Source organism: Rhodococcus sp. 14C212, from assembly GCF_011058195.1.
Classification (GTDB): Bacteria; Actinomycetota; Actinomycetes; order Mycobacteriales; family Mycobacteriaceae; genus Rhodococcus; species Rhodococcus aetherivorans.
In genome coordinates, this window is sequence record NZ_JAALEH010000003.1 from 111895 (window position 1) to 138370 (window position 26476).

28 protein-coding genes are annotated in these 26476 nt (G+C 69.5%); 19 read left to right on the forward strand and 9 right to left on the reverse strand.

The window, feature by feature from the left end; genetic code table 11:
- Positions 1-209: 209 nt before the first annotated feature.
- Positions 210-1133 carry an SDR family NAD(P)-dependent oxidoreductase gene (locus G6038_RS02645; protein WP_165035784.1) on the reverse strand — a complete coding sequence of 308 codons (924 nt, stop codon included), beginning with the start codon at positions 1131-1133 and terminating at the stop codon, positions 210-212.
- A 548-nt stretch (positions 1134-1681) separates the two neighbouring features.
- On the opposite strand from G6038_RS02645, the gene G6038_RS02650 reads away from it, so the two are divergent.
- Positions 1682-2281, forward strand: coding sequence for a TetR family transcriptional regulator (locus tag G6038_RS02650; protein ID WP_206024197.1), 600 nt, complete (start codon positions 1682-1684; stop codon positions 2279-2281).
- 285 nt (positions 2282-2566) lie between these two features.
- Here the strand turns inward: G6038_RS02650 and G6038_RS02660 are convergent, their stop codons facing one another.
- On the reverse strand, positions 2567-2887 hold the full coding sequence (locus G6038_RS02660) for a GYD domain-containing protein (protein ID WP_010594059.1): 321 nt from the start codon (positions 2885-2887) through the stop codon (positions 2567-2569).
- Between the two features lie 156 nt (positions 2888-3043).
- On the opposite strand from G6038_RS02660, the gene G6038_RS02665 reads away from it, so the two are divergent.
- Entirely contained in the window at positions 3044-3454 is a 411-nt protein-coding gene (locus G6038_RS02665) for a PPOX class F420-dependent oxidoreductase (RefSeq protein ID WP_165035785.1), read from the forward strand.
- A gap of 22 nt (positions 3455-3476) precedes the next feature.
- Here the strand turns inward: G6038_RS02665 and G6038_RS02670 are convergent, their stop codons facing one another.
- Complete coding sequence (locus tag G6038_RS02670) at positions 3477-4070, reverse strand: HdeD family acid-resistance protein (RefSeq protein ID WP_165035786.1); 594 nt, start codon at positions 4068-4070, stop codon at positions 3477-3479.
- A gap of 108 nt (positions 4071-4178) precedes the next feature.
- On the opposite strand from G6038_RS02670, the gene G6038_RS02675 reads away from it, so the two are divergent.
- Both G6038_RS02675 and G6038_RS02680 read left to right on the forward strand, forming a co-directional pair.
- Positions 4179-4991, forward strand: a complete 813-nt coding sequence (locus G6038_RS02675; RefSeq protein WP_165035787.1) for a DUF72 domain-containing protein — start codon at positions 4179-4181, stop codon at positions 4989-4991.
- Between the two features lie 74 nt (positions 4992-5065).
- Positions 5066-5539 (forward strand): hypothetical protein, encoded by a 474-nt coding sequence (locus G6038_RS02680; RefSeq protein WP_346772729.1) that lies wholly within the window; start codon positions 5066-5068, stop codon positions 5537-5539.
- Positions 5540-5548: 9 nt separating this feature from the next.
- Here the strand turns inward: G6038_RS02680 and G6038_RS02685 are convergent, their stop codons facing one another.
- Positions 5549-6061, reverse strand: a complete 513-nt coding sequence (locus tag G6038_RS02685; protein WP_165035788.1) for a MarR family transcriptional regulator — start codon at positions 6059-6061, stop codon at positions 5549-5551.
- A 72-nt stretch (positions 6062-6133) separates the two neighbouring features.
- Between G6038_RS02685 and G6038_RS02690 the strand changes: the two genes are divergently transcribed.
- Both G6038_RS02690 and G6038_RS02695 read left to right on the forward strand, forming a co-directional pair.
- Positions 6134-7561 (forward strand): FUSC family protein, encoded by a 1428-nt coding sequence (locus G6038_RS02690; RefSeq protein WP_165035789.1) that lies wholly within the window; start codon positions 6134-6136, stop codon positions 7559-7561.
- Positions 7562-7626: 65 nt separating this feature from the next.
- Entirely contained in the window at positions 7627-8289 is a 663-nt protein-coding gene (locus tag G6038_RS02695; RefSeq protein ID WP_165035790.1) for a cyclase family protein, read from the forward strand.
- Here the strand turns inward: G6038_RS02695 and G6038_RS02700 are convergent, their stop codons facing one another.
- The gene (locus tag G6038_RS02700; protein WP_165035791.1) at positions 8290-9048 is read right to left on the reverse strand and encodes a M50 family metallopeptidase; all 759 of its coding nucleotides are present in this window, start codon (positions 9046-9048) and stop codon (positions 8290-8292) included.
- A 117-nt stretch (positions 9049-9165) separates the two neighbouring features.
- Between G6038_RS02700 and G6038_RS02705 the strand changes: the two genes are divergently transcribed.
- From G6038_RS02705 to G6038_RS02745, 9 genes are all read left to right on the forward strand, one after another.
- Positions 9166-10392: an MFS transporter gene (locus tag G6038_RS02705; RefSeq protein WP_346772730.1), complete on the forward strand. Its 1227-nt coding sequence runs from the start codon at positions 9166-9168 to the stop codon at positions 10390-10392.
- Between the two features lie 49 nt (positions 10393-10441).
- Entirely contained in the window at positions 10442-10759 is a 318-nt protein-coding gene (gene fdxA, locus G6038_RS02710) for a ferredoxin (RefSeq protein WP_100059118.1), read from the forward strand.
- On the forward strand, positions 10756-12006 hold the full coding sequence (locus tag G6038_RS02715) for an MFS transporter (RefSeq protein WP_165035792.1): 1251 nt from the start codon (positions 10756-10758) through the stop codon (positions 12004-12006). The genes fdxA and G6038_RS02715 overlap by 4 nt, the downstream gene beginning before the upstream one ends.
- A 105-nt stretch (positions 12007-12111) precedes the next feature.
- Positions 12112-13296: an ABC transporter substrate-binding protein gene (locus G6038_RS02720; protein WP_165035793.1), complete on the forward strand. Its 1185-nt coding sequence runs from the start codon at positions 12112-12114 to the stop codon at positions 13294-13296.
- Between the two features lie 96 nt (positions 13297-13392).
- Entirely contained in the window at positions 13393-14283 is an 891-nt protein-coding gene (locus G6038_RS02725; protein ID WP_165035794.1) for a branched-chain amino acid ABC transporter permease, read from the forward strand.
- Positions 14280-15266, forward strand: coding sequence for a branched-chain amino acid ABC transporter permease (locus G6038_RS02730; protein WP_165035795.1), 987 nt, complete (start codon positions 14280-14282; stop codon positions 15264-15266). Before G6038_RS02725 ends, G6038_RS02730 begins: the two co-directional genes overlap by 4 nt.
- Complete coding sequence (locus tag G6038_RS02735) at positions 15263-16081, forward strand: ABC transporter ATP-binding protein (RefSeq protein WP_165035796.1); 819 nt, start codon at positions 15263-15265, stop codon at positions 16079-16081. Before G6038_RS02730 ends, G6038_RS02735 begins: the two co-directional genes overlap by 4 nt.
- On the forward strand, positions 16065-16790 hold the full coding sequence (locus G6038_RS02740) for an ABC transporter ATP-binding protein (protein WP_165035797.1): 726 nt from the start codon (positions 16065-16067) through the stop codon (positions 16788-16790). Before G6038_RS02735 ends, G6038_RS02740 begins: the two co-directional genes overlap by 17 nt.
- 17 nt (positions 16791-16807) lie before the next feature.
- On the forward strand, positions 16808-17971 hold the full coding sequence (locus G6038_RS02745) for an ABC transporter substrate-binding protein (RefSeq protein WP_165035798.1): 1164 nt from the start codon (positions 16808-16810) through the stop codon (positions 17969-17971).
- Between the two features lie 137 nt (positions 17972-18108).
- On the opposite strand, the gene G6038_RS02750 is transcribed toward G6038_RS02745, so the two are convergent.
- The 4 genes from G6038_RS02750 to G6038_RS02765 all read right to left on the reverse strand — a co-directional run bounded on the left by G6038_RS02750 (position 18109) and on the right by G6038_RS02765 (position 21500).
- Entirely contained in the window at positions 18109-18873 is a 765-nt protein-coding gene (locus G6038_RS02750; RefSeq protein WP_165035799.1) for a crotonase/enoyl-CoA hydratase family protein, read from the reverse strand.
- Between the two features lie 9 nt (positions 18874-18882).
- Positions 18883-19647: an SDR family NAD(P)-dependent oxidoreductase gene (locus G6038_RS02755; protein WP_043802011.1), complete on the reverse strand. Its 765-nt coding sequence runs from the start codon at positions 19645-19647 to the stop codon at positions 18883-18885.
- 27 nt (positions 19648-19674) lie between these two features.
- Positions 19675-20850 carry a thiolase family protein gene (locus tag G6038_RS02760; protein ID WP_165035800.1) on the reverse strand — a complete coding sequence of 392 codons (1176 nt, stop codon included), beginning with the start codon at positions 20848-20850 and terminating at the stop codon, positions 19675-19677.
- Positions 20851-20945: 95 nt separating this feature from the next.
- Positions 20946-21500: a nuclear transport factor 2 family protein gene (locus tag G6038_RS02765; RefSeq protein ID WP_165035801.1), complete on the reverse strand. Its 555-nt coding sequence runs from the start codon at positions 21498-21500 to the stop codon at positions 20946-20948.
- Positions 21501-21758: 258 nt separating this feature from the next.
- On the opposite strand from G6038_RS02765, the gene G6038_RS02770 reads away from it, so the two are divergent.
- From G6038_RS02770 to G6038_RS02785, 4 genes are read left to right on the forward strand one after another with little or no spacing between them, the layout of a single operon-like run.
- A complete protein-coding gene (locus G6038_RS02770; RefSeq protein WP_165035802.1) occupies positions 21759-22922 on the forward strand; it encodes an acyl-CoA dehydrogenase family protein in 1164 nt (387 codons plus the stop codon).
- Between the two features lie 44 nt (positions 22923-22966).
- Positions 22967-23740 carry an SDR family oxidoreductase gene (locus tag G6038_RS02775; RefSeq protein ID WP_206024181.1) on the forward strand — a complete coding sequence of 258 codons (774 nt, stop codon included), beginning with the start codon at positions 22967-22969 and terminating at the stop codon, positions 23738-23740.
- Between the two features lie 28 nt (positions 23741-23768).
- Positions 23769-24794, forward strand: a complete 1026-nt coding sequence (locus G6038_RS02780) for an LLM class flavin-dependent oxidoreductase (RefSeq protein ID WP_165035803.1) — start codon at positions 23769-23771, stop codon at positions 24792-24794.
- A complete protein-coding gene (locus tag G6038_RS02785) occupies positions 24794-26464 on the forward strand; it encodes an AMP-binding protein (protein WP_165035804.1) in 1671 nt (556 codons plus the stop codon). The genes G6038_RS02780 and G6038_RS02785 overlap by 1 nt, the downstream gene beginning before the upstream one ends.
- The last annotated feature ends 12 nt before the right edge of the window (positions 26465-26476 follow it).

Genomic DNA, 26476 nt, shown 5'->3' on the forward strand with positions numbered 1-26476 from the left:
ACCGGCGCTCCCACCCGGCGGGAACGGAACGCGTCTGCGGTGAGCGCTCCGACGGAATGCGATCGAACAGAGTCGAGGCGTTTCCGCCGTGGCGACGAATCGCGTACCCGAGGGGTCCCGACCGGGGCCGGAGGCGCCGTCGCCGGACCGGCGCGGCGGTTCTTCCGGGCGACGATCGGTGCCGGTCGCCCCGCCCCGGCGGGATGCCGTCATGGGAGCTTGGTGCGCACGCCGGTGGTGTCCAGGGCTGCGACGCTGCGGGCGGAGAATGTACGGTCGGCGGGACGATCGGCGAAATATCCGGAGACCTGTACGTCGAGCTCGTCGACGGTGAAGACCCCGGAGCCGGCGGTAAATCGGTTCTCCACCACCGGCGGAGCCATCAGCGCCACCATGTCGCCGTAGACGACGAAGACCTGCCCGTTCACGCGGCTGGACGCGGGGCACGCCAGGTAGGCGACGAAGGTTGCCACCCGCTCGGGAGCCAGGATGTCCACGGGCGAACCGGACGGGTCTTCGTCGAAGACGTGCGCGGTCATCCCCGTGCGGGCCCTCGGGGCGATGGCGTTGGCGGTCACCCCGTACCGGGACAACCCCTGTGCCGCGGCCAGGGTGAGGGCGACGATCCCGGACTTGGCGGCGGCGTAGTTCGATTGCCCCGCCCCACCGAAGAGGAACGCCTCCGACGTGGTGTTGATCAGCCGTCCGTACACCGGTGAACCCGACGACTTCGATTGCGCACGCCAGTATCTCGCCGCCGCGGTGGTCAGTGCCGCATGCCCCTTCAGGTGCACGCGGATCACCTCGTCCCACATCCCTTCGGTCATGGTGACCAGCATCGCGTCACGGATGATGCCGGCGTTGTTCACCACGACGTCGAGGCTGCCGAACCGGTCGACGGCCGCGTCGACGAGACGGTCGCCGAGCGACCAGGTTCCGACGTCACCTTCGACGGCGATCGCCTTGCCACCTCGCTCCTCGATCTCGGCGGCAACGGTGTGTGCAGCGGCTCCGATGTCGTTCACGACGACGGCTGCGCCCCGTGCGGCGAGTGCCAGTGCCTCGGCCCGGCCCAGGCCGGACCCGGCTCCCGTCACCACGGCGGTGCGGCCGGTCAGGTCCGTGTCACTCACGGCGTCTCCTTGCTTCGGTGGATGTCGGCCCCATGGGCCGGGGACGAGGGGTCCGCACGGGCGCGGACTGCCCTGCAGGGCGGCTCGCACCTCCGGTAGTCGATCCTGTCGACGGGGAGCGCACGACTTCGGGTGCTCGGTGCCGGGAAGGCCGCCGGGTGTCCGCCCCGCAGCGTAGCCGACCCCCGGAGGCGCGTTCAATAGAATCATGTTCCTCCCTATCCGAAGCTCGCTGGTCATCCGGTCCATAGTGGTGCTCGTTCAAGAACCCAACTTCTGGAATACATGACCTCGAGAAGTAGAACAAAATTCTATTTCGCTGACCGGGACTGCCGGTCGCGACCGTGCCGGCGGGGGTACGACGCGGCCGCGGCGGCGGTCTCGTCGCCACCAGGCTTCCGTGTCCCGGAGGAGGAACGCCGGCGAGGTCATGAAGACAATCGTCGCGAAGAACCTCGGGTTGTGACCCCGGCATCGCTGTGGCGGGGACACGCTAGTCTGCGCGGGTGAGTTCCGCAGCCGCCGGCGTGCCCATGAACCCGGACGACATGACGCCCGCGCAGTTGCGGCGACGTGACCGGATCACCGAGGCCGTCGTCGAGATGCTCGAGGAAACGAGCCCGGACAGCATCCAGATGCGGGACGTGGCCGTGCGTTCCGGGGTGGCGCTCGGCACCCTGTACCGCTACTTCCCGGCCAAGCCGCAACTGCTCGCCGCCGCGATGGTGGCCTGGAACGAGCGCCTGTCGCAGCGGCTCGCCACCGAGCGCCGGCGCCGGCCGGACCGCGATGCCCCGGCGTCGGCGGAGGATGTGGTGGAGCGTGTCGTCCGGTTGTACGTGCGGCAGATGAAGGCGTTCCAGCGGGGGCCGCACTTCGCCCGCCTGGAGGTCGAGTTGCAGACCTCCCGGGATCCGTATGTGGTGGAGACGCTGGTCGAGCGGTCGGCGGTCAACCGTTCGGCCGTCTTCGAGGCCATGGAGGGGATTCCGGCGGAACGGGCACGGCTGGCGTCGCTGGTGATCGGCAGCACCATGCTCAACTCGCTGGTGCTGTGGACGACGGATCGCATCAGGTTCGCCGAGGCGCTGCGCAACGTCGAGGACGTGTGCCGGCTGGTGCTGAGCGACCGTCCCGCCGCGAGCTGACGACGGTGCGCGCAGGACGATCGGATCCCGGTGCGGCACAGCTCGTCACGGGTCCGGTCGCGATCACGCCTGCGCGTCCACAGGGGCGCGCTCCGCCATCCGCTCGCTGCCGTCGCGGAGATCGATCGCGCGACGCAGCGGCCTGCACCGCATCGGGCTGCGACCCGGGGCGCCGCACCGCACACCGGCGCTGGGGGCCGTGAACCGGCCCCGGCCTCCACCGCCGCGCGGCTGTTCCTCGACCTGCTGTGACCCGGCGGTCCGACCCGGCGGGGAGCGGCCCGCTCAGTGCCCGGGCGTCCGGTACGCGGCGTTGCGGTGCACCGCGTCGTCCATCTCCTGGGGGGTGAGCAACCGGATCGGCACGGAACGCGCGATACCCGACGCCCGGGTGCGGAACTCGAGCGTGGCCGCCGCGAGATCGTCGGGCACCTCCCCGATGACGTAGAGGTCGTGCCCGCCGAGCGCGAAGTGCACGGACTCGACGCTGCCACCGACACTCTCGACCATCTCGGTGATGGCGGAACTACGGACGGACCCCCCCTCCGAGAGCAGCCCCTGCGCGCCCTCCGGGGTGTAGGTGACCTGCCACAGGTACTTCGGCATGTTCTCAGCTCCTCGGCTGTCGGACCATTGCATGGTCGGGCTCGTGGACCATCCCATCGTCGGCCCGCAGGCCCCGTCGCGGGGTGGTTTCCGCCGGAACCGGCGTAGGTTCGTGATCGAACATCCGCCACCGTCCGCCGAGGAAAGGACCACGCCGTGCCCGAAGCCCCGCTGCCGCAGGCCGTCGCCGAGATGCTGGCCCAGCCGAATTACGCCACGATCAGCACGTTGCGCGCCGACGGACATCCGGTGTCGGTGCCCACCTGGTATCTGTTCGAGAACGGCCGCATCCTGGTCAACATGGACGCCGGCCGCACCCGTCTCGGGCACCTGCGGCGTGATCCCCGGGTCAGTCTCAGCGCCATGGACCCGGCGGACTGGGTGACGCACGTGAGCATCCAGGGGCGCGTCACGGAGTTCGCCGACGACTCGGAGCTGACCGACATCGACCGCATCGCGCGGCACTACACCGGTAAGCCCTACGGGGTGCGCAACCGGCCGCGGGTGAGTGCCTGGATCGAGATCGACCGCTGGCACGCGTGGGGCCGGCTCAAGGACGTCGCCTGACCCGGCTCCACGGGCGGCCGGGTCACACGAGCCCGGCCGCCTTGGCCACCTTGCGGATCTGGAAGGAAAGGACGATCAGCAGCACGCCGAACAGGATGGCGTAGATACCGAGCAACCAGATCAGGCTGATGATGCCGCTGCCCGGGAAGATCAGGAGCACGACGCCGAGCAGGACGGCCAGGATCCCGGCGAACAGCGACCATCCCCACCCGGAGTTCGGGACCTTCCGGAAGCTCAGCGCACCGATGATGCCCGTGACGCCGAACAGGATCGCGTAGAACGCGATGATGTACAGCACCACGAGTGCGGTGGCCGCGGGCCAGACGAGGGCGACGATGCCGGCGGCGATGGAGACCAGGCCCATCGCGAGCCACCAGCCCCAGCCGTCGAGGCGGGCCCGGTCGCGAATCGCGTGGTAGACGAGTACGACGCCGTCGACGATGGCGTAGATGCCGAACACCACCACCAGGGCCCAGACGGTGATCTCCGGCCATACCAGGGCGACGACACCGAACAACACGGCGAGGATGCCCCGGATCAGCACCAACCACCACATCTGTTTGAACAGGGGACTGAACTGATCGTTTGCGGTGAAAGCTCTCTCGGACACGGCCACTCCTAGGATGCGGTCTCGTAGTTCGGGCACAGCGTAGGCCCGCGCCGCCCCTGCCGCCTGCCGAATGACGATCCGATTCCCAGTCGTGACGAGCGTTACCGTGGAGCGATGGCTCAGGTGCGGATCGGGATCTCCGGCTGGCGGTACGCCGAATGGCGCGGCGACTTCTACCCGGCGGGGCTGGTGCAGCGCCGCGAACTCGAGTACGCCGCGGAGCGATTCGGATCGATCGAGATCAACGGCACCTTCTATGCGCTGCAGCGGCCGTCGAGCTTCCTGCGGTGGCGGGACGAGACACCGGACCGGTTCGTCTTCGCCGTCAAGGGCGGCCGGTTCGTCACCCACATGAAGCGTCTCGTCGACGTGGACGACGCCCTCGCCAACTTCTTCGCCTCCGGTGTGCTCGCCCTCGGTCCCAAGCTGGGACCCGTGCTGTGGCAACTGCCGCCCTCCTTGGCATTCGAGCCGGAGCGGATCGCCGGGTTCGTCGAGCGGTTGCCCGCTTCGACGGCCGAGGCCGCGGCGCTCGCGGCGCGGCACACGGACAAGGTGCGCGAGGACCGGGTGTGGACCGAGATCGACACGGACCGGCCGATCCGGTACGCGCTCGAGGTGCGCCACCCGAGCTTCACCGACGAGGAGGCGGTCGCCCTGCTCCGCCGGCTCGGCGTCGCCCTCGTCGTCGCGGACACCGCGGGCCGGTTCCCGTTCCTCACCGAGCCGACGACGGACCTCGTCTACGTGCGGCTGCACGGCGACACCGAGCTGTACGCGAGCGGGTACGCCCCCGAGGCGCTGGACGTGTGGGCGGCCCGGATCCGCGGTTGGCGCTCCGAGGGGCGCGACGTGTACGTGTACTTCGACAACGACATCAAGGGTTACGCGCCGTGGGACGCGCTCGAGCTGCAACGCCGGGTGTGACACGGATGTCGGTCCCGGCTGGCAGGCTGACGGCGACACGTCGGCAACGTGGGAGGACAACGTAGGAGGACATCGTGTGGCCAACGCAGTGGCCGGAGATCGCACGCGACATTGCGGATCACACGGCGACCGCGCTCGCCGCGGCCCGGACGCAGTCGGTGCCGGGGTGGGAGGACGCGGTGACCGAGCTCGCCGCGTTGCCGTACGAGCAGGTTGCCGGGGTGCACGCGACGATGATGCGGGAACTGCTCGAGGAGTTGCATCCGGACGGGCTGACCGGCGAGGACGTGCAGACGGTGCTGGAGCGCAGCGCGCGCACGGCGTCGATGTGGCTGCCGTCGCTGCAGCCGGACATGCTGGTTTCGGTGCTCACCGGCACGCTCGGGGTGTTCGATCCCGACGCGCCGAAGGCTCGCCCCGACGAGTACCTGCGCGCGGGACTGGTCGTGCTCGCGGATCTGCTCGCGGCACGCCGGGTGGGTCCCGAGCCCTACCTGCGCCGCGCGCTGGGCGAGATCGAACGCGCCGAGACGATCGAGCTGCCCTGACGTCCCGGATCAGGGCCGGGTCTGCGCCTCGACCGTGCGGGTGAGGCGCCGAAGCAGGGCGGTGAGGGTGTCGAGTTCGCCGGCGGTGAATCCGTCGAGCAGGTGGCGTTCCCGGGTGACACGGCGCGGGAACTCGATGTCGACCACGGCTCGTCCCGCATCGGTGAGTGCGAGCAGGACCACGCGGCCGTCCCGCTCGAAGCGCTGACGTTCGACGAGGCCGAGCCCGACGAGGCGGTCCGCGTGCTTGGTGGTGGAAGCGCCGCTCAGTCCGGTGACGGAGGTGACTTCGCTGGCCCGCAGCGGTGATTCGCTGCGGGCGAGGGCGCAGAGCACCTCGAATTCGGGGCGCGTGACGCCGCTGGGGACGAGTTCGCGGTCCAGTTGGGCGAGCACCAGGGAGCTGATCCGCGTGATGCGGCCGACGACGTCGATGGGTCGCGTGTCGATGTCGGGGTGCGTCTCGGCCCAGCCGACCCGCACGCGGTCGACGAAGTCCTCGGGCTGGGTGGCGTCCGTCATGGGCCCATTCTAGCGATGAGTCTCACAATCGATTTATATTTAATTTATACGTGAAGTATCTACACTGGGGGAGTGCCCCTCGCTACCTCTGCCCCGGACCGCAGCCGCCTCCGTCACTCGCGGATCGCCCTCGCGCACTCCCTCTCGCCGACGGCGTGGCGCGAGTCGCTCGAGTTCCGCAGTGCGGACGCCACGCGCGCTCCGGCGCTGCGCGTCGGGGCGGCAGTTCTCGTAGTCCTCGTCGCGGGAGGGCTGCTGGATCTGCCGCATCTGGCCGGCTTCGCCGCCCTCGGTGCACTCGCCTCGGCGTTCGGCCGGTACGAGCCTTACTCGCAGCAGGCCGGCAAGGTCGCGGTGGTCGGCCTCGGGGTGGTCGGGTACGCCGCACTCGGTGCCGCCGTGGGGACCACCGGTGCGGCCATGTGGACGCAGATCGCGGTGCTCTCCGTCGCGGCCGCGATCGCCTTCTGGATCCTCGGGGCCTTCCGGCTGTCCGGCCCCGGCCCGGTGATCCTCATCTTCGCCGCGGCCGGCGCCGCCGGATTCGCCCGCACCGCCGTGGACGTGCGCGACGTGGTCGTCGCGACGGCCCTCGGCGCGCTCGTCGGCTGGGCCGTCGCGATGCTGCCCGCACTGCATCACCCGCACGGTCCCGCCCGGCTCGCCGTGGCCCGGGCCCTGGCGGCGGTGGCGGCGATCGAACGCGACGGCGAACGGGCCGTGCCGGGCGCCCGGGCCGCGATCGCCCGCGCCCACGTGGTTCTCGCGCTCGGGTCCCGTCGCCGGGCGGACCGGCACACCCACGAACTGCTCGCGCTGCTCGGCGCGGCCGAGACGGTCGTCGAGGGGGCCGCGTCCGGCGTCGCGGCCGATCGCGTCGCCGAATTCGCCCTGTTCGAGGCCGAGCTGCGCAAGGTGCGGCGCGACATCGCGATTCCTCGCGTCGATGCGGCGGGGGCGCCGGTCCTCGAGCGGCCCGCCGGGTTCGTACGAGAGGGATTTGCCCGGGTGCGTGATCGCGCGCTTCTCGTCGGTGCGGGCCGGGTGCTGCTCGCCGCGCTGATCGCGGGCTGGTTCGCCGAGGCCGCCGGTCTGCAGCACCCGCTGTGGGCGACGATGGGCGCGATGGCCGCGTTACAGGGGGCCAACTACCGGCACACCGTGCAGCGCGCGATCCAGCGGTTGCTCGGCAACGTCGCAGGCGCGGTGCTCGCCGCCGCGCTGCTCGCGCTGTCCCTCGACTACTGGCCGTACGCGCTGGCCATCGTCGTCCTGCAGACGGTGGCGGAACTGTACGTGATGAAGAACTACGCCGCGACGTCCGTCGCGGTGACCGCGATGGCGCTGCTCCTCACCGGTCTCGGGTCGTCCGTCGGGCCGGAGATCGCGCTGAGCCGGATCGCCGACACCCTCGTCGGCGTGGTGGTCGGCGTGCTCGTCGCGGCCGCGACGATCGACCGCTCCGACCGGCACCACCTCACGGCCGCGCCGGCGCGCTGAGTGAGCCCCGCGCGCCGGCGCGCTGAGTGGAACCCGGATCGTGGGTCACCCGCTAGCATCGGGGCATGCGCGTGCGCAGGATCGTCGACCTGAGCCGCACCGTCTCCGGCGACACCCAGGTCTACCCGGGCGATCCCGTGCCGGTGCTCACGCCGCACGCGACGCTCGAGCGCGACGGGTACAACCTGCTGCGGGTGGAGATCGGCTCGCAGACCGGAACGCACGTCGACGCCCCGCTGCACATGCGCGCCGGGGCCGCGCCGATCGACAAGGTTCCGCTCGACCGCTTCGTCGGTCGGGGAGTCGTGCTGGACGTCCGGGGCCTGCCGTCGCGCACCGCGGTGACGCGACAGCACCTCGTCGACGGAGTGGCCGGCGGACCGGACCCGGGTCCCGGCGACATCGTCCTCGTGCATACCGGGTGGGCCGAGCACTACGACACCGATGCCTACTTCGAGCACCCCTGCCTGTCGGAGGACGCGTGCCGGTGGCTGCTCGGGCGGGGCGTGCGCACCATCGGCCTCGACGCCCCGAGCATCGATTCCGCCCTCGGCAGTGACTACCCCGCGCATCGGCTCGTCGCCGAGGCCGGCGGCATCGTGTGCGAGAACCTGTGCAACCTCGAACTCGTCGACTTTCCCGATCCGCTGATCAGTCTTCTTCCGCTGCGGCTGCGGGACGCGGACGGCGCCCCGGTGCGGGCCGTGGCGATCGCGCTCGAGCCGTGATCAGGGCACCTGCGTCGCGACGATGCGTGCGGTGCCGTACGCCGCGGTACCGAGCGTGACGACCGCGAACGCCACGATCCACACCGCCGTCGGCATCCGGGTGAGCCACCGCAGCTGATCCGCGTCGGAGCCCTGCCCGCGGCCGCGCCGGTGGGTGCGCGCCAGTTCGAGCACCGGCCGGGTGGCGCCGAACAGCAGCACCCAGGTGGTCAGGTACGCGACGGTGTAGCGCACCAGCTCGTCGCCGTAGTACGCGGCGGTCCCGATCACCGCGCCGGCCGCCAGCACCGAGACGAATCCGAAGAAGTTGCGGATCAACAGGATCAGCAGGGCGAGCGCGGCCAGCACGGACCACAGCACCGCCGCCGGTCGGTCGACGGTGAGCAGGGTCGCGGCCACGAATCCGAGTGCGGCCGGGCCGGTGTACCCGGCGAACGCGGTGGCGATCATGCCCGGCCCTCGTGGGTTGCCGGAGGACACGGTCACGCCCGAGGTGTCGCTGTGCAGGCGGATGCCCGCCAGCTGTCGGCCCACGAGCCGTGCGACGAGCGCGTGCGAGCCCTCGTGTGCCTGGGTGATCACGTGCCGGGTCACCAGCCACAGCGGGCGCACCGTCACCAGCACCAGCGCGACGGTGGCGGTGAGGGCGACGAGCAGGGGCGGCGCGGGTTCGCTCACCGCGGAGACGGCGTGCCATCCGGCGCGGACAGCCGACCCGAAGGACTCGAGTGGCGTGGACGGATCGGCCTCGGGGTCCACGGACGGCACCTTTCTCTCGGGAGTCCGCCATCGTACGGTCCGCCGATTCGCTCCACGGGCGCCGGGAATATGCCACCCTCTATAGGGGCTAATCATTCATATCAATAGGGAGGCCGGGTGTCGGTCGAGGTTCTGGAGAGGCGCCGGGTGGCCCGGCCGTCGTGGATCGCGCTGTCGGTGTTCCTCGTGTTCGCGGCGAGCAACGCTCCGGCTCCGCTGTATGTGGTCTGGCAGCGCGAGATGGGCTTTCCGCCCAGCACGGTCAGCCTGATCTTCGTCAGCTACATAGTCGGGTCGGTCGTGGCGCTGGTGTTCGGTGGCCGCGCCTCGGACCGATTCGGGCGGCGGGCCGTCCTGCTGCCCGCACTGGGCCTCGCGATCGTGGCCTGCCTCGTGTTCGCGACGGCCCGCACGCCGCTGTGGCTCGAGGCGGGGCGGTTCTTCATCGGCCTCGCGTCCGGGGCGTTCGGCGCGGCGGGGTCGGCGGCGATCGCCGACGCGTTCGGCCCCGGCCGCGGAGCGCGCGCCGCCCTGTACGCGAGCGCGGCACCCGTCGCCGGGTCGGCCGTGGGCCCGCTGCTCTCCGGGGTGCTGGCCGACGTCGCGCCGGCGCCCACGCGCCTGGTCTTCCTGGTGCTGATCGTTCCGCTGGCGGCCGCCGCGATACCGCTGACCGCCGTCGGCGGTCGCCCGGCCGGGGTGGGCGGTCGCTGGGTGCAGCTGCCGAGCGTCCCGCGCGAGATCGCGGGAACCGTGCTGCTGGCCATGGCCGTGGCCGGTAGCCCCTTCGCGCTGGCGGGGCTGTTCATCTCCCTCGGCCCGGCGTTGATCGCCGACCTGCTCGGCAACGACACGCGAACCCTGGCCGGCGCGGTGTCGTTCGTGGTCTTCGGGGCCGGGGCCGGGGCGCAGTTCCTCGTCCGCCGGATGGACATCTATCGGGTCGCGGTGGTCGGGCTCTCGGTTTCCGCGCTGGCCGCGGTGCTCATCGCCGTCGCCGTCGGTGCCGCCTCGGTGCCCGTCATCGTCGTGGCCGCGATCGCGGCCGGTCTGGGGCAGAGCCTGGCGCAGCTCGCCGGGCTCACCCTCGCGCGCGGGTATGCGCCGGAGGGGCGGACCGCCGAAGTGGTGTCCATGGTGTGGCTCGCCGGATACGCCACCGTCGGGTCGGGGATCCTCGGGCTAGGGTTCCTGGCGGACGGAATCGGCTTGCGCCCGGCCACTTACGCCTTCTGCGGGTTCTTCCTGGCCTGCGTCTGCGGTGCCGGGGTCGCGGTGGTGCGCCGCCGGCCGGTCGTCGAGGCCCTCGGAGCGGACACCCCATTGACACCGGACAATCAATGAATATGATTATGACTTAAATCACGCGGTCATCGAATCGGAGGAGTGCGCAGTGACCTACACCATCACCGAGCCCTGTGTCGACGTCCTCGACAAGGCGTGCATCGAGGAGTGTCCGGTGGACTGCATCTACGAGGGCGGCCGGATGATGTACATCAATCCGGAGGAATGCGTCGACTGCGGCGCCTGCGAACCGGTCTGCCCCGTCGAGGCGATCTTCTTCGAGGACGACGTCCCCGAGGACCGTGCCGGGTACACGCAGATCAACGCCGACTTCTTCGCCGAGATCGGCTCGCCGGGCGGCGCTTCCAAGATCGGAAGGACCGACTACGACCCACCGCTCGTGAAGAGTCTGCCCGTACGGGCATGATCGCGGTCCGGGCGCCGCGGCCCGGCCGGGGCCCGGTGCTCCTGGGGGCCGCGGTGGCGGCCGCGTTCACGTTCGCCGTCGTCGGGTCCAACATTCCGGGCCCGATCCTCCCGTTGTACGAGGACCATCTCGGCCTGTCCCCGTTCGTGCTGGCCGCCCTGTTCGTGACGTACTTCGTCGCGTTGGTGTCGATGTTCCTGCTCGTGAGCAGGACCGCGCTCGGACGGTTCGCGTGGGCAGTCCTGCCGGGTGCGCTCGTCGTCGGGCTTCTCGGGGACGTCGCCCTGTGGTCCGGCGCCGACACCGCCTGGCTGCTCTTCGTCGGCCGTGCCCTGACCGGAACGTGTGTCGGGCTCGCCACCGGATCCGCCGCCACGCTCGCCGTGGCGGCGCGCGGCGACGCGGGCCGCACCCTTGCGGCGACCGGCGCGATCGCCGGCTCGTTCCTGGGCCTGATCGCCGCGGCCACCGTCGCCCAATTGCTGCCGGAGCCCACCGTTCTCATCTATCGGCTGCACGCCGTCTCCCTCGTGCTCTCGGGACTGCTGCTCGCCGCCGCGCTGTGGGTGAACAGACGCCGGCTCTCCGCGCTCCGCCACGACGAGTCCGCGCGACCGGCGGGGCCCGTCCCATCCGGCGCGGGCGCTGCGTTCGACCGGAACAGGTTGCCCGCCTACGGGTTGGGGGCGGCCGGGTGGACGGTCGGCGGAATCGCCGTCGGCGTGCTGCCGTCGGCGTTGCGGGACGGGATCGGGTCCGAGCTGCTGGTGATCGGTGTCCTCGCCGCCATCATCCTGCTCGTCACGGCCTGGTCGGGCCCCTACCTGGCCCGGGCCGCAGGCCGCTCCCCGGGGCCCCAGGTGTGTCTGCTCCTGCTCGCCGGCGGTGGCGTGCTGGTCGCCGCCGGTCTCGTCGCCCACACGCTGTGGCCGGTACTGGCCGGCAGCTTCCTGTGGGGCATCGGGCAGGGCTTCGCGTATGCGCAGGGCCTCATGCTGCTCACCGCCGGCATGACGCCGGTGGAGCAGGGAAGGAGCACGTCGCTGTACGCGTGTTCGTCGTACGGCTTCGCGGCGGTGATGATCCTGGTGGCCGGCGCCTTCTCGTCGGTGTGGGGGTACTCCTACGGATCCGCCGGTGCGGTAACGATTTTTGTCCTGTTCTGTGTGGCCGTCGCGGGGGTGGGACGGGGTCGGTGGACACCGGCCGTCGCCGTGGACCCCGTACGCGTCCCCGCCCGCAAATAATTCCTGCGCATATCCAGATCGACCTCTGGACATTTCGTCGGCGTGGCTCTACTGTGACGGGCATCACGACTAATGATGCATATCATTCGACCGGAAGGTGCACACATGTCTCGAGTCGACCGGAAAGCCCGGCGTCGTCTGCTCGGAGCCGCGAGCGCGTTCGGCGTCCTGTTCACGGCCGCCTGCGGTTCCGGCGGAAACGGCACCGTCGCCGACGGTGACCTGCCGGCCGAGATCAAGGTCGTCTCCGTGACCGACCAGACCGGCACCACGGCGTACGTCGGCAACAGCCAGCTCAAGGGCATCGAGCTCGCGATCCAGGAGATCAACGAGCAGAACTACCTGGGCGACTCGAAGATCGTTCTGCAGAAGCGCGATTCGGCGAGCGATACGCAGACCGCGGTCAGCCAGGCCACCGAGACGCTGACCGACAAGAGTGTCAGCGCCCTGCTCGGACCGGTGCTCAGCGCCCACGCCGTCGCGATCGCCCCGCTCGTGGAACGAGCCGGGCTGCCGACGATCTTCACCCAGTCCGGCAGCGAGGGCGTCGTCATCGGCGACTACACCTACCGCGCGACGGCTCCGATGGAGACCTACTTCGTCAAGGCGCTCGAGCGGCTGCAGCAGCAGGGCGTGAAGACGGTGAGCGTGCTCTACAACGCGGGCAACGTCACGCTCGCCGGACTCGGGGAGAAGACGATCCCCGAGGGCCAGGAGAAGTACGGCTACCGGATCCTGTCGAGCACCTCCGTCCAGGCCACCACGCAGGACTTCGGCACCACCGCAACGAAGATCGCCGGCGAGAAGCCCGACGCGGTCATCGTCCTGCTCGTCGGCGCCGGCAACTCCACCGCCATGTCGCAGCTGCGCCAGGCCGGCTACACCGGCACCGTGGTGGGCAACCCCGCCGCCGGCGCGGGGAACCTCGCACCCGCCGGCGCCGCGGGCGCGGGCATGTACTGGGCCACCGACTTCAGCTTCCACCAGAAGGACGAGTCGTCGCAGCAGTTCGTCGAGGCGTACCGCGCCGAGTACAACGGGGAGAATCCGCTGAACTACGCGGCCGAGGGCTACGACGCGACCTGGATGCTCGCCCACGCTGCCAAGAACTCCGGCGGTGCGTCCCGCGACGACCTGCAGCGCGGTCTCGAGCAGGTCGTGGCCGAGGGCTTCGACGGCGCGCTCGGCCCGGTGCGCTTCGAAGGCAACGACATGCGCGTCAACGGCGTGCTCGTGGAATGGAACGGCACGGAAGAAGTGCTGATCGACGACCAGGAATCGGCGAAGTAGTGCGGACCGCTCCGCACCTGTGCACCAAGGAGTTCGACGAATGACCGGAACATCGCACCGCCGCCGGGTCAGCCCGGCCGGAGGAAGGCAGGCGTCATGTCACAGCTGGTGATCGACGCGCTCGTGCTCGGCTCCATCTACCTGCTCTTCTGCCTGGGAATGAGCATCTCCTGGGGAACGATCGACATCCTCAACTTCGCCCACGGCGGGATCTTCATGTTCTCCGCGTTCGTGGCCTCCCAGATCGTGTCCAACGTCGGTCTCGGGCTCGTCACCGTCTGCCTGATCTCCGTCGTGGTCGGGGCGGCGCTCTCGGCGGCCATCGACGTCTTCGCCTTCCAGCCGATCCTGCGCCGGGCCAAGAACCAGCGGACGGCCGAACTGCAGATCCTCATCGGCGGCATCGGAATCGGCACCATCCCGGTAGCCGTCGTGCAGTTCCGCACGCTGAGCGAGCCGTTCGGCTTCGTGGGCAGCTCGTACGAGACGTCGGTCTACACCCTCGGCGGCCTGCGGCTGACGAGCACGGGCCTGATCGTGCTCGGCTGCGCCCTGATCCTCACGCTGGCGATCTCCTTCTGGCTCAAGAACACCAGCCACGGGCTCGCCCTGCGGGCCATCGGCGTGGACTCGGAGACCGCCGAACTGATGGGCGTCAAGCGGCGCCAGCTGTCGCTGCTGACGATGGCGGTGTCGGGCGGCCTCGCCGGCCTCGCCGGTGCCCTGCTCACCTACAACCTCGGCGCCATCACCGCCGAGAGCGGTGAAACCCTCCTCATCAAGGCGTTCGCCATCATCATCCTCGGCGGCGTGGGCAGCACCGGAGGCGCCGCGCTCGGCGCGATGGTGCTCGCGTTCTCCGAGGTCCTGGTGCTCCGCTACACCGGGGGTGGCTGGGTCGACGCCGTCGGCTTCGGCCTCATCCTCGTGGTTCTGCTGCTGCGGCCGCAGGGCATCTTCGGAAGGAAGGAAGTGCGACGGGTATGAGCGACTTCTACTTCTCCAACATCGTCCTCATCCAGAGCACGTTCACGGTCCTGCTGCTCGCGCTGAGCATCCAGATCCAGTTCCGGATGGGAGTGTTCTCCTTCGCCGGCGCCGCGTTCTACGGCATGGGCTCCTACGGTGCCGCAATCTTCGTGCTGCACTACGGGTTCGACGCGATCTCCGCGACCGCGGCCATCGTCGCGATCTGCGCGGTCACCGGATACCTGCTCTCGTTGATCCTGCAGCGCCTCGCCGGTCTGTACCTGGCCATGGCCACCGTCGCGTTCGTCATGATCGTCACCGTCGTCGCCCACAACGGGGGTGAGCTCACCGGTGGCTCGGTCGGCCTGTTCGGCGTTCTCACCACCCCGGAGATCTCCGTCCCGCACCTGGCGATCGTCTGCGCCGCCGTTGTCGCGGCGATGATCCTCAGCGAGCGCGGCCGCATGGGCCGGCGCATCGAGGCGGTCCGCGAAGATCCGGAGCTCGCCTCCGCCATGGGCATCAACGTCGCCCGCTACCGCCGCCTGTCCTTCGTGATCAGCGGTGTGCTCGGCGCGCTCGGTGGCGCCCTGAACATCCTGATGATGACGGCCATCGCCCCGGAGAACGTCGGCTTCCCGCTGATCGTGCTCGCGTTGACGATCATCATCGTCGGTGGCTCCCGGTCCTGGCTCGGTGTGCTCATCGGCGCCCTCATCTTCACGTGGCTTCCGATGATGCTGGAGCAGGTGGGCACCTACCAGAGCATCGTCTACGGCATCATCGTCGCCATCGCCGCGATCTTCATGCCAGGCGGCATCACCGGCGTCGTCACCGATCTGTACCGCCGGCGCGCCGCCCGTCGCGACAGCGCGGCGCTCGAGGACGAGGCGGCCGCGGAACGTCTCGCCGACGCGGCGGACGACGAGGCCGCCGCCGAACTCGGCGCCGAACTCGCCGGCACCGGTGCCCACTCCGTCTCGACAGGAGAAACGCGATGACCACCGAAGCCGCTCCCCAGGAAAGTGTTCCCGGCCGGCCGGTTCCGGACCAGGTGCTGCGCATCGAGGATCTTGCGGTCCACTTCGGCGGCATCAAGGCCGTCGACGGCATCACCCTCGGCCTCGAGCGCGGCCTGATCTCCGGCATCCTCGGCCCCAACGGGTCGGGCAAGAGCACCCTGCTCGGCGCCGTCACCCGGCTCACCCCCCTGACCCGCGGATCGATGTACTTCGAGGGGCGGGACTTCTCCGGCGTCCAACCGGAGCAGGTGGCCCGGCTCGGCATCGGGCGCACCTTCCAGACCGTCCGCCTCCTCGACGATCTCACCGTGCACGAGAACGTCGAGCTCGGGCACGATCTGGTCGCGGGACCGCGACGTTGGTGGCGACGGGTCGACAGCACCGAACGCGACGCCGCCGAGGCGGCCGTGCGCACCGCACTCGAGCGCACCGGCCTCGACGGCAAGGAGAAGCTGCGCCCCGGCCAGCTCTCGTACGGCCTGCAGCGCCGGGTGGAGATCGCCCGCGCCATCGTGATGTCGCCGAAGCTGCTGCTGCTCGACGAACCCACCGCCGGCATGAACCGCTTCGAGCGCGAGGAGATCGGCCGGCTGATGTCCGACCTGCGCTCGGAAGGACTCACCCAGCTGATCGTCGAACACGACGTGCAGATGATGGTGGACGTCTGTGATCACCTCTTCGCCATGAACTCCGGACAGCTCATCGCCTCCGGTTCCCCCGCCGATGTGGTGCGTGATCCGGCGGTGCGCGAGGCCTATCTCGGAAAGCAGGACAACGATGATCGAGATTCGTGATCTGCACGTCGATTACGGCAAGGTCAGTGCGGTGCGCGGGGTGTCCGTCACCGCGCGGCCGGGCCGGGTGACGCTCGTCCTCGGCGCCAACGGCGCCGGCAAGACCACCACCCTGCGCACCGTCGCGGGGCTGACCACGCCCAGTTCCGGGGACGTACTTCTGGACGGTGAGTCGATCAAGGGGTGGCCCGCCCACAAGATCCTCAAGCGGGGCATCTCCCTGGTTCCCGAGGGCCGCAAGGTGTTCGGGTCGCTCACCGTGTACGAGAACCTCAAGATCGGTGGCCTGGTGGCATCGAAGAAGGCCCGCGAGGAATCGATGCGGACCGTGTTCGAGATGTTCCCCATCCTCGAGGAGCGGCAGTCCGGCCCCGCCGGCCTGCTCAGCGGCGGCGAGCAGCAGATGCTCGCCTTCGGCCGCAGCCTCATGTCGCAGCCCGGGTACATCCTCATGGACGAGCCCTCGATGGGTCTGGCCCCCGCCGTGGTCGACCGGGTCATGGCCAGCGTGCGCACCATCGCCGACCGTGGCATCGGCGTCCTCATGGTCGAACAGAACGCCGAGGCCGGCATGAAGATCGCGGACGACGTCGTCGTGGTCAACCGCGGCGAATCCGTGTACTCCGGACCGGTCGACGAGGCGCGGAACCACTCGTCCGTGGTGCTGGCCTTCCTCGGTGAAGCCGCGCTCACCGGAACCGACAACTGAACCGAGAACGGAAGAGAATGAAGAACAAGCGTATTGCCGTCGCCGCGCTGGCCGGTGTCGCCGGGCTCGCCCTGACCACCGCGTGCGGCTCGGGCGGCGGCGGAACCGTGGGGTCCGGCGAGATGCCCGGCGAGATCAAGATCGTGTCCGTGACCGACAAGACCGGTCTGACCGCCTTCGGTGGCCTGCCCCAGTTCCGGGGTATCGAGCTCGCCGTCGAACAGGTCAACAGCAGTGGGTTCCTCGGTGAGTCGAAGCTCGTGCTCGAGAGTCGCGATGCGGCCAGCGACACGCAGACCGCGGTGAGCCAGGCGACCGAAGCGACCGCGGACCGCTCGGTCAGCGCCCTGCTCGGCGGCATCTCCAGTGCCCAGGCGATCGCGATCTCGCCGCTCGTCGACCGGGCGAAGCTGCCGACCGTCTACACGCAGTCCGCCAGCGACGGTGTGCTCGGCGGCGACTACACCTTCCGGGCGACCCCGCCGCAGACCACGCACATCGGCACCTCCCTGGCGCATCTCGAGGACATCGGCGCCGAGCGGGTCAGCGTGCTGTTCAACGCGGCAAACCCGGCCCTCGCGGAAATGGCGGAGAAGAACCTTCCCGAGGGGCAGGCGGAGCACGGATACCAGATCCTCTCGACCACGTCCGTGCAGAACACCACCCAGGACTTCGCGTCCTCGGCGACGAAGATCGCCGGGGAACGCCCCGACGCCGTGGCGATGCTGCTCACCGGCGCCCAGAACGCCACGGCCATGCGGCAGTTGCGCCAGGCCGGATACACGGGACCGGTGCTGGGCCAGACCGGTGCAGGCGCGAAGAACCTCGTCCCGGCGGGGGCTGACGGCGCCGGCATGTTCTGGACCGCCAACTTCACTCTCGACCAGCCGGCGGCGTCGTCCCAGGAATTCGTGGCGGCGTACCGGGCGAAGTACAACGAGGACCCGTTGAACTACGCGGCCGAGGGGTTCGACGCCGCGTGGCTGCTGGCGCGGGCGATCAAGGCCTCCGGCGGGGCATCGCGCGAGGACATCCAGCGCGGGCTCGAGCAGGTCACCGCCGAAGGATTCGACGGTGCACAGGGCGAGATCACGTTCGAGGGTCACGACATGCGCACCCCGGGCGTGCTCGTCGAATGGGACGGCAGCCGTGAGGTCGTCGTCTCCACGCCGTCGGCCTGATTCATTCTGTGGCCGAATGTCACACCGCTTCGATCTGAGCGAAGCGGTGTGACATTCGGTCATTCGGTCCTTCGGCGCACGAACGCGAGCGGGGCCCGAGGAGGAATTCCTCGGGCCCCGCTCGTCGTACCGCTGGGTCAGCGTCCCTGCCAGACGGGTTCGCGCTTCTCCTTGAACGCCAGCGCGCCTTCCTTCGCGTCGGCGGAGGAACGCACCGGCTCGTAGATCTCGCGCATGCGCTCGAACTCCTCGTCGTTGGACCAGTCCCGGGCCTGCGCGATGATCTGCTTGGTGGCGCGCAGTGCGAGCGGGCCGTTCTTCGCGATGGTCTTCGCCAGGGCGATCGCCTCGGTCAGCGCCTGCCCCTCGGGCACGAGGCGGTTGAGCAGCTTCGCCTCGTACGCGGTCTGTGCCGAGAAGTACTCACCGGTGAGGCACCATTCGACGGCGAGCTGGTGCGGGACGCGGCGCGGCAGCCGCAGGAGTCCGCCGCCACCGGCCAGCAGGCCGCGCTTGACCTCGGGCAGGCCGAAGACGGCTGTCTCGGAAGCGACGATGAGGTCGCAGGCCAGCACGATCTCGAACCCGCCGGCCACGGCGTGTCCCTCGACCGCCGCGACGAGCGGCTTGGCCGGGGACTTCTCGGTGATGCCCGCGAAGCCGCGACCCTCGACGGAGGGGCGTTCGCCGGCGAGGAAGGCCTTCAGATCCATCCCGGTGCAGAAGGTCTTGCCGGCGCCGGTGATCACGCCGGCGACGAGGTCGTCGCGGGCGTCGAGTTCGTCGAGGGCTGCCGCGACGGCGACGGCGGTCTCGGTGTTGATCGCATTACGCACCTCGGGCCGGTTGATCGTGATGATCTGCACGCCGTCGGACTGTTCGACGTGTACGGGGGTGTCCATGGCTGTCTCCTAGCGGGGCTGCATGCGGATCGCGCCGTCGATACGGATCGTCTCGCCGTTGATCATGGCGTTGTCCACGATCGACAGGGCGAGCTTCGCGTACTCGTCGGGCTGCCCGAGGCGGGCGGGGTGCGGGGTCTGGGCGGCGAGTCCGTCGCGGATCTCCTGCGAGAACCGGGACAGGATCGGTGTGTCGAAGGTGCCCGGCGCGATGCTGTTGACGCGCACGAGCTTCCGGGCGAGATCACGGGCGGCGACGAGGGTCATACCGACGACACCGGCCTTGGCGGAGGCGTAGGGGATCTGGCCGATCTGGCCCTCCCACGCCGCGACCGACGCGGTGAGGACGATGACGCCGCGTTCGCCGTCGACGGGCTCGTTGTTCACCATGCGGGCGGCCGACAGGCGCAGCACGTTGAACGATCCGATCAGGTTGATCCGGATCAGGTTCTCGTACATGTCCAGCGAACCGGGGGTGCCGTCCTTCTCGACGACGCGGACGGTACCGCCGCGGCCGGCGCAGTGCACGACGGCCCGGAGCGGAGCGCGTTCCTCGGCCGCATCGAGCGCGCGGTTCACCGCGTCGGGATCGGTGACGTCGGCCGGGGCGAACACGGCGAGCTCGCCGAGTTCCTTGGCGACGACCTCGCCGTCGGAGGTGGGCAGGTCGAGGATCACCGTCGGCACGCCGAGGCCGACGAAGCGCTTGACGGTGGCCAGGCCGAGGCCGGAGGCCCCGCCGGTCACAACCGCCGATCCCTGGGTGATGTCCATGTTCTCTCCTGAGTCGGAAGCGGATTTCTACAGTCGTTCGACGACGGTCGCGTTGGCCATTCCGCCGGCTTCGCACATGGTCTGCAGGCCGTAGCGCCCGCCGGTGCGTTCGAGGTGGTTGAGCAGGGTGGTCATCAGCCGGGCACCGGACGCGCCCAGCGGGTGTCCGAGGGCGACGGCGCCGCCGAGCGGGTTCAGGACGTCGTCGGACGCGCCGATCTCGCGCTGCCAGGCGAGTGGGACGGCGGCGAATGCCTCGTTGACCTCGAAGGCGGCGATGTCCCGGACGGACAGGCCGGCCCGGGCGAGGACCTTTTCGGTGGCGGGGATGGGGCCGGTGAGCATGAGGGTGGGATCGTCGCCCACGACGGCCGAGGCCACGATCGCGGCGCGGGGGCGCAGGCCGAGCGCGGCCGCCTTCTCCTCGGACATGATCAGCAGGGCGGCCGCGCCGTCGGAGATCTGCGACGAGTTGCCCGCGGTGACCTTCCAGTCCAGGTCGGGGAAGCGCTCGCGCCATGTGTCGGTGTCGAAGGCCGCGGGCAGACCGGCGAGCCTGCCGGCGGTGGTGCCCTCCCGGATGGTCTCGTCGGCGGTGACCACGCCGTCGGGGGTGGTGACGGGGACGATCTCGCCGTCGAACCAGCCCGCGGCGCGCGCGTGTGCCGCGCGTTCGTGCGAGCGGGCCGAGTACTCGTCCAGCTCGGCCCGGCTCAGTGCCCACTTCTGCGCGACGAGCTCCGCGGCGATGCCCTGCGGGACGAGGTCGGGGAAGCGTTCACGCACGGTGGGCCCGTGCGGGTCCTTGCCCATGGCGGCCGATCCCATCGGGACCCGGCTCATCGATTCGACGCCACCGGCGACGACGATGTCGTACGCGCCGGCGGTGATGCCCTGGACCGCGAAGTCGACGGCCTGCTGACCGGAGCCGCACTTGCGTTCGATGGTCACGGACGGCACGTGCGTGGGAAATCCGGCCGCGAGCAGGGCCTGTCGCCCGGGGGTGGCGGACTGTTCACCGGACTGGTTGACGCAGCCGATGAGGACGTCGTCGATCAGGCCGGGATCGAGGTCGTTGCGTCCGACGAGCCCGGCCAGGACCTGGGCGAGCAGATCGGTGGGGTGCAGGCCGGCAAGCGCTCCCTGCGCCTTTCCACGTCCGACGGGGGATCGGACGGCGTCGACGATGACAGCGCGGGTCATGGGCGTTCCTCCACTCGGGAAATCAATTCATGATGATGGTTACTATAAACCATTGCTCGCCTGATCGTATGGCCCGCGTCACACCGGTAGGGCCCTCATCGATAGGTCGACCAGGTCGGCAAAGTTTCGGGGAAGTCGGCGCGCTGGGGATGGGTGCCCGGCCACTGGATGCGCTCGGTCGTGCACAGGCCCGCATTCATCCGCTCGAACGGCACTGCGTACATGAACCGCAGGTCCCGGCGCCGGAACAACCAGCGGCCGTCCACGCGGGCGTACTCGTCGGAGTACCGGTAGGCCGCCATCATCAACGTCCCGTCGAGCGCCAGTTCGGCGCGGCCCGTGAGCAATCCGCGTGCGCGGTCCCCGTCGACGGAGATCTGGTCGCTCTGCGGCGAGTGCAGGGTCAGGCTGTAACGGTCCATGGCGGCGACGTAGAACTCGCGGATCTCCTCGCGCCCGTGGGCGATGGAGCCGGCGCGCTCGAACTCGCCGTCCTCGGTGAACAGCGAGAGCAGGGTTTCGAGGTCGTGGTCGTCGACGGCGATGGCGTAGGCCGCGACGAGGTCCTGGATGCGCGCACGGTCCTCGAGCCGGGTGAGGCGCCGGGCCAGCTCCTCCAGCGTTGTGGTGGACGAGTCGAGTGTCGTCATGTGACCTCCACGAAAAGTGATAACGATTGTGATGTATTGCACAATAGGTGGTGGCGGCGCGGGAAGGCCAGGACGGCACCGGCGGCCTCACGGATTTCGCAGGTGAAGGGCCTTCCGGCCCCCGACGACACCCGTCGGCCAAAGAAGCGATTGCCTCTTAATCATTATCATGGTTAGTATGTGAGTCATCGAACTGAGTGACCTTGACCACATCCGGCGGGCGCTTTAGGTTAATGATGAACACAGAAAGGTGGGGACATGGCGACATCGCACGTCGACGACGAGCTCCGGGACATCCGCGCGGCCGCGGCGACCGTAGCCCGGGAGCGCTACGCACCGAAGGCTGCGCAGTGGGATCTCGAGCGCACCGCGTTCCCGCACGACGAGCGTCGCTTCCTCGGCGAGCTGGGCTATCTCGGCATCTCGCTGCCGGAGGAGTACGGAGGGTCCGGCGCCCCGCTGTCCCACGCCCTGGCGGTGATCGAGGAGTTCGCGAAGGTGTGCCGGCCGGCGGCCTTCCAGATCTTCGAATCCAACACCGGTCCGGCCCAGGCCATCGCCCGCCTGGGCACGGAACACCAGAAGAAGACGTTCCTGCCGCAGATCGTCGCCGGCGAGAAGACCATGGCCGTCGCGATCTCCGAGCCCGACGCCGGCTCCGCCGCCACCGACATGACCACCAAGGCCGTGCGCACCGACAAGGGTGTCGTCGTCAACGGCATGAAGCGGTGGATTTCCAACGGCAGCGAGGCCGACGTCTACCTCACCTACTGCCGCATGGGCGATGCGCCCGGCGCCAAGGGCATCGGAGCCGTCCTCGTCGAGGCCGACCGTCCCGGCATCAGCTACGGCGCACGCGAAAAGCTCATGGGCTTCCGCGGCATCCCGTCGGCCGACATCTTCTACGACGACGTGGTCGTTCCGGAGGAGAACGTCGTCGCCGAGGCCGGCGGCTTCAGGAAGCTGTTCGGCGCGTTCACCATCGAGCGCCTGGGCAACACCACCATGAGCCTGGCCATCGGGCAGGAGGCGCTCGACCGCACCATCACCTACGTGCAGGCGCGCTACCAGTTCGGCAAGCCGCTCGTCGAGTTCCAGTCCGTCCAGATGACCCTGGCCGACATGGTCCTGCAGGTCGAGGCCGCTCGGCTGCTCCGCGACCGCGCCGTCGCGAACATCGCCGACGGCCTGCCCGATCCGCTCGAGGTCTCCCTCGCCAAGTGCACGGCCAACGAGATGGCCAAGCGCGTCACCGACATGGCGATCCAGTTGCACGGCGGCAACGGGTACACCGAGGAGTTCGGAATCGAGCGGCTGCACCGCGATTCGCACGGATGGGCGCTGGCGGGCGGCACGCCGACCATGCAGCGCACCCGGATCGTCTCCGAGCTACTGGGCCGCACGTTCGATCAGCGGGCCTGACATTGCACATCAACGAAGAACTTCTCGAGAACGAGGTGAACGAAATGCTGGGTCGTTACGAGGGACGTATTGCCGCGATCATCGGCGGTGGTTCGGGCATGGGCCGCGCGATCAGCCATCGCATCGCCCAGGAGGGCGGCCACGTGTACGTCGCCGACCTGTCCGAGGACGGTGCGGTCACCGTCGCCGAGGAGATCCGGGCCGAGGGCGGTCAGGCCACTCCGATGCGGGTGGACGCGACGAACAACGACGATCTCCGCTCGCTGTTCGGCAAGATCGACGCCGACCACGGAGTGCTCCATGCGCTGCACGCGCAGGTCGGCATGCCCGGCCCGGGCGGCCTCGAGATCGGCGACGCCGACTGGGAGAAGAACATCGCGGTCAACGTGAAGAGCGCCTACTACTCCACCACCCTCGGCTTCGACCTGCTGAAGAAGGCGGAGGGCAAGGGCTCGGTCACCCTCACGTCGTCGACGTCCGCGCTGATCGGTTCGCCGTTCAGCCCGATCTACTCGATGACCAAGGGCTCGCTCGTCCCGTTCGCCCGCTCCCTCGCGCTCGTCGGAGCCAAGGACGGTATCCGGGTCAACGTCATCTGCCCCGGCCAGGTCGTCACGCCGATGCTCTCGCAGTTCTTCGGGCGCGAGCCCGGCGCCGACGTCTCGGCTCTGACCAAGGACTTCGTCGCCACCATTCCGCTCGGCCGGGGTGCTCAGCCCGAGGAGATCGCGTCGGTGATCGCCTTCCTCAACAGCGACGATGCCAGCTACATCACCGGCGTGACCATTCCGGTCGACGGCGGACTCACCGCTCAGTAACGACCACTTCGACCGGAGGGACAGGACCATGGTTCAGGTCGGATTGCTGCTCAGCGACGTTCCGAAGTCGGTGAGCCCCGCACAGCAGTTCAAGGACGTACTGCGCATCGTCGACGCGGCGCAGGAGAACGGCTTCACCTACATCGCGATCGGCCAGCACTTCCTCTACGGGGAACTGCGGTGGCTGCAGCCCGTTCCGCTGCTCGCGCGCCTCGCCGCGCACGTCGAGCCGCACATCAAGCTCGTCACCCAGATCATGATCGCGCCGCTGTATCACCCCGTGATGCTGGCCGAGGAGATCGCCACGCTCGACGTGGTCACCGAGGGGCGGCTGATCTTCGGTGCCGGCCTGGGCTACCGGCCCGAGGAGTTCGACTACCTCGGCATTCCGTTCAAGCAGCGGGCCGGGCGGTTCGACGAGTCGCTGCAGATCATGAAGAAGCTGTGGACGGAGGAAGAAGTCACCTTCCACGGCAAGTACTTCCAGCTCGAAGGCGTCAGGCCGCACCTGTTCCCGGTGCAGAATCCGCACCCGCCGATCTGGATCGGCGCACACGCGATGGGCGGTGTCCGCCGCGCCGGCAAGTACGGTGACGCCTACGCGACGCCGCCGGAGACCCCGAAAGAAGAAGTGCTCGAACGCTTCCGGGTCGTGCGGGATCTCTTCGCCGAGCGTGGCAAGGAATTCGGTCCGCAGCCGCTGCGCCGCAACGTGCTGGTCGCCGACACCCGCGAGCAGGCGATGCAGGAGTACGCCCGCGTGGCGCAGGGTCGCTACCTCACCTACGCGAACAAGGGCCTGGACGTCATGAAGGGCACCGACCTCGAGAACGAGTTCGCGAAGGCGGTGTCGAGCCACGCCGTCGTCGGCGATCCCGAACAGGTCGTCGCCCAGCTGACCGACCTGGTGACCACCATGCCGGTCGACCCGCTGCTGATGCGTCCGCAGTGGCCGACGATGGACGCGGACGAGACCATCGCCGCCATCTCCCGTCTCGGCAAGGAAATCGTTCCGTCGATCACCGCGATCCCCGCAAACCGGGAGTTGTCCTGATGCAGACCTACACCGATCTGAAACCGACCTTCGCCGACCCGGAGGACTGGACGCTGGGCCACGTGCTGCGCACGTACGCTGCGTCCCAGCCGGATTCGGAGTTCCTCGTCACGCCGGAGGAGGATCGGCGCTTCACCTACGCCGAGATGCTCTCCTCCGCCGAACGGATCGCGAGCTCCTGGTACCGGGCCGGCGCGCACCAGGGTGACCGGGTGATCATCATGGCGCAGAACTCGTCCCAGCTCGTGCGCTCCTGGTTCGGCACGGCGGTCGGCGCACTCGTCGAGGTGCCGATCAACACCAACTACGAGGGCGAATTCCTCCGCCACCAGGTGGTGACCGTCGAGCCGCGGTGGGCGGTGATCGACGACACCTACGCCGAGCGGTTCGTGGCGATCGCCGAGCATGCCCGTGGCATCGAGAAGTTCTGGGTGGTCGACTCGGGCGCCGGAAACCGCGACCTGGCACTCGACCTGCTGCGCGCCCACGGCTGGGACGCCGAGGCGTGGGAGGCGCTGGAGGCGGGCGAGGTGCAGGAGCTGCCGCAGGCACGGCCCCAGGACCTCGGCGCGATCTTCTTCACCTCCGGGACCACCGGCCCGTCCAAGGGCGTGGCGATGCCGAACTCGCAGCTGTACTTCTTCGCGCAGGAGGTGGTGTGCTTCACGCGGCTCACCCGCGAGGACACCTACCTCACCACCACGCCGCTGTTCCACGGCAACGCCCAGTTCATGGCGGTCTACCCCGCCCTGGTGGCCGGCGCGCGGGCCGTGGTGCGCTCGAAGTTCAGCGCGAGCCGCTGGATCGATCACGTGCGCGACGACGACGTCACCGTCACCAACTTCGTCGGGGTCATGATGGACTTCGCGTGGAAGCAGCCGCCGCGCGAGAACGACCTCGACAACCGCCTGCGCTGCGTGTACGCGGCGCCGACGGCCAGCTCCATCGTCGAGGACTTCAAGAAGCGCTACGGCATCGAGGCCTTCGTCGACGCGTTCGGGCTGACGGAGACCTGCGCGCCGATCGTCGCGCCCTACGGGGTGCCCCGGCCGGCCGGCGCCGCGGGGCTCGCGGCCTCCGAGTGGTTCGACATCCGCCTGGTCGACCCGGAGACGGACCGCGAGGTCGAGGTCGGCGAGGTCGGCGAGCTGGTCGTGCGGCCGGTGCAGCCGTGGACGTGCAGCATGGGGTACTACAACATGCCGGAGAAGACGCTCGAGGCGTGGCGCAACCTGTGGTTCCACACCGGCGACGCCCTCAAGAAGGACAAGGACGGCTGGTTCTACTTCGTCGACCGGTACAAGGACGCGCTGCGCCGTCGCGGCGAGAACATCAGCTCCTACGAGATCGAGCAGGCGGTGCTCGGGCACCCCGCCGTCGTCGAGTGCGCGGTGATCGGTGTCCCCGCCGACGTCGAGGGCGGCGAGGACGAGGTGCTCGCGACCGTGGTCGGCACCGGCGACGTCGGCCCGGAGGAGATCCTGGCCTGGTGCGACGGCCGGATTCCGGCCTTCGCGATCCCGCGCTACCTTCGATTCGTCGGTGCACTGCCCAAGACGCCGTCGGAGAAGGTCCGCAAGGCGGTCCTGCGCGAGGAGGGCATCACCCCCGACACCTACGACCGCACCGCGGTCTCCGACAGCGACCGCACCGCGGTTCCTGCGGTCTGACGGCCGGAAAGG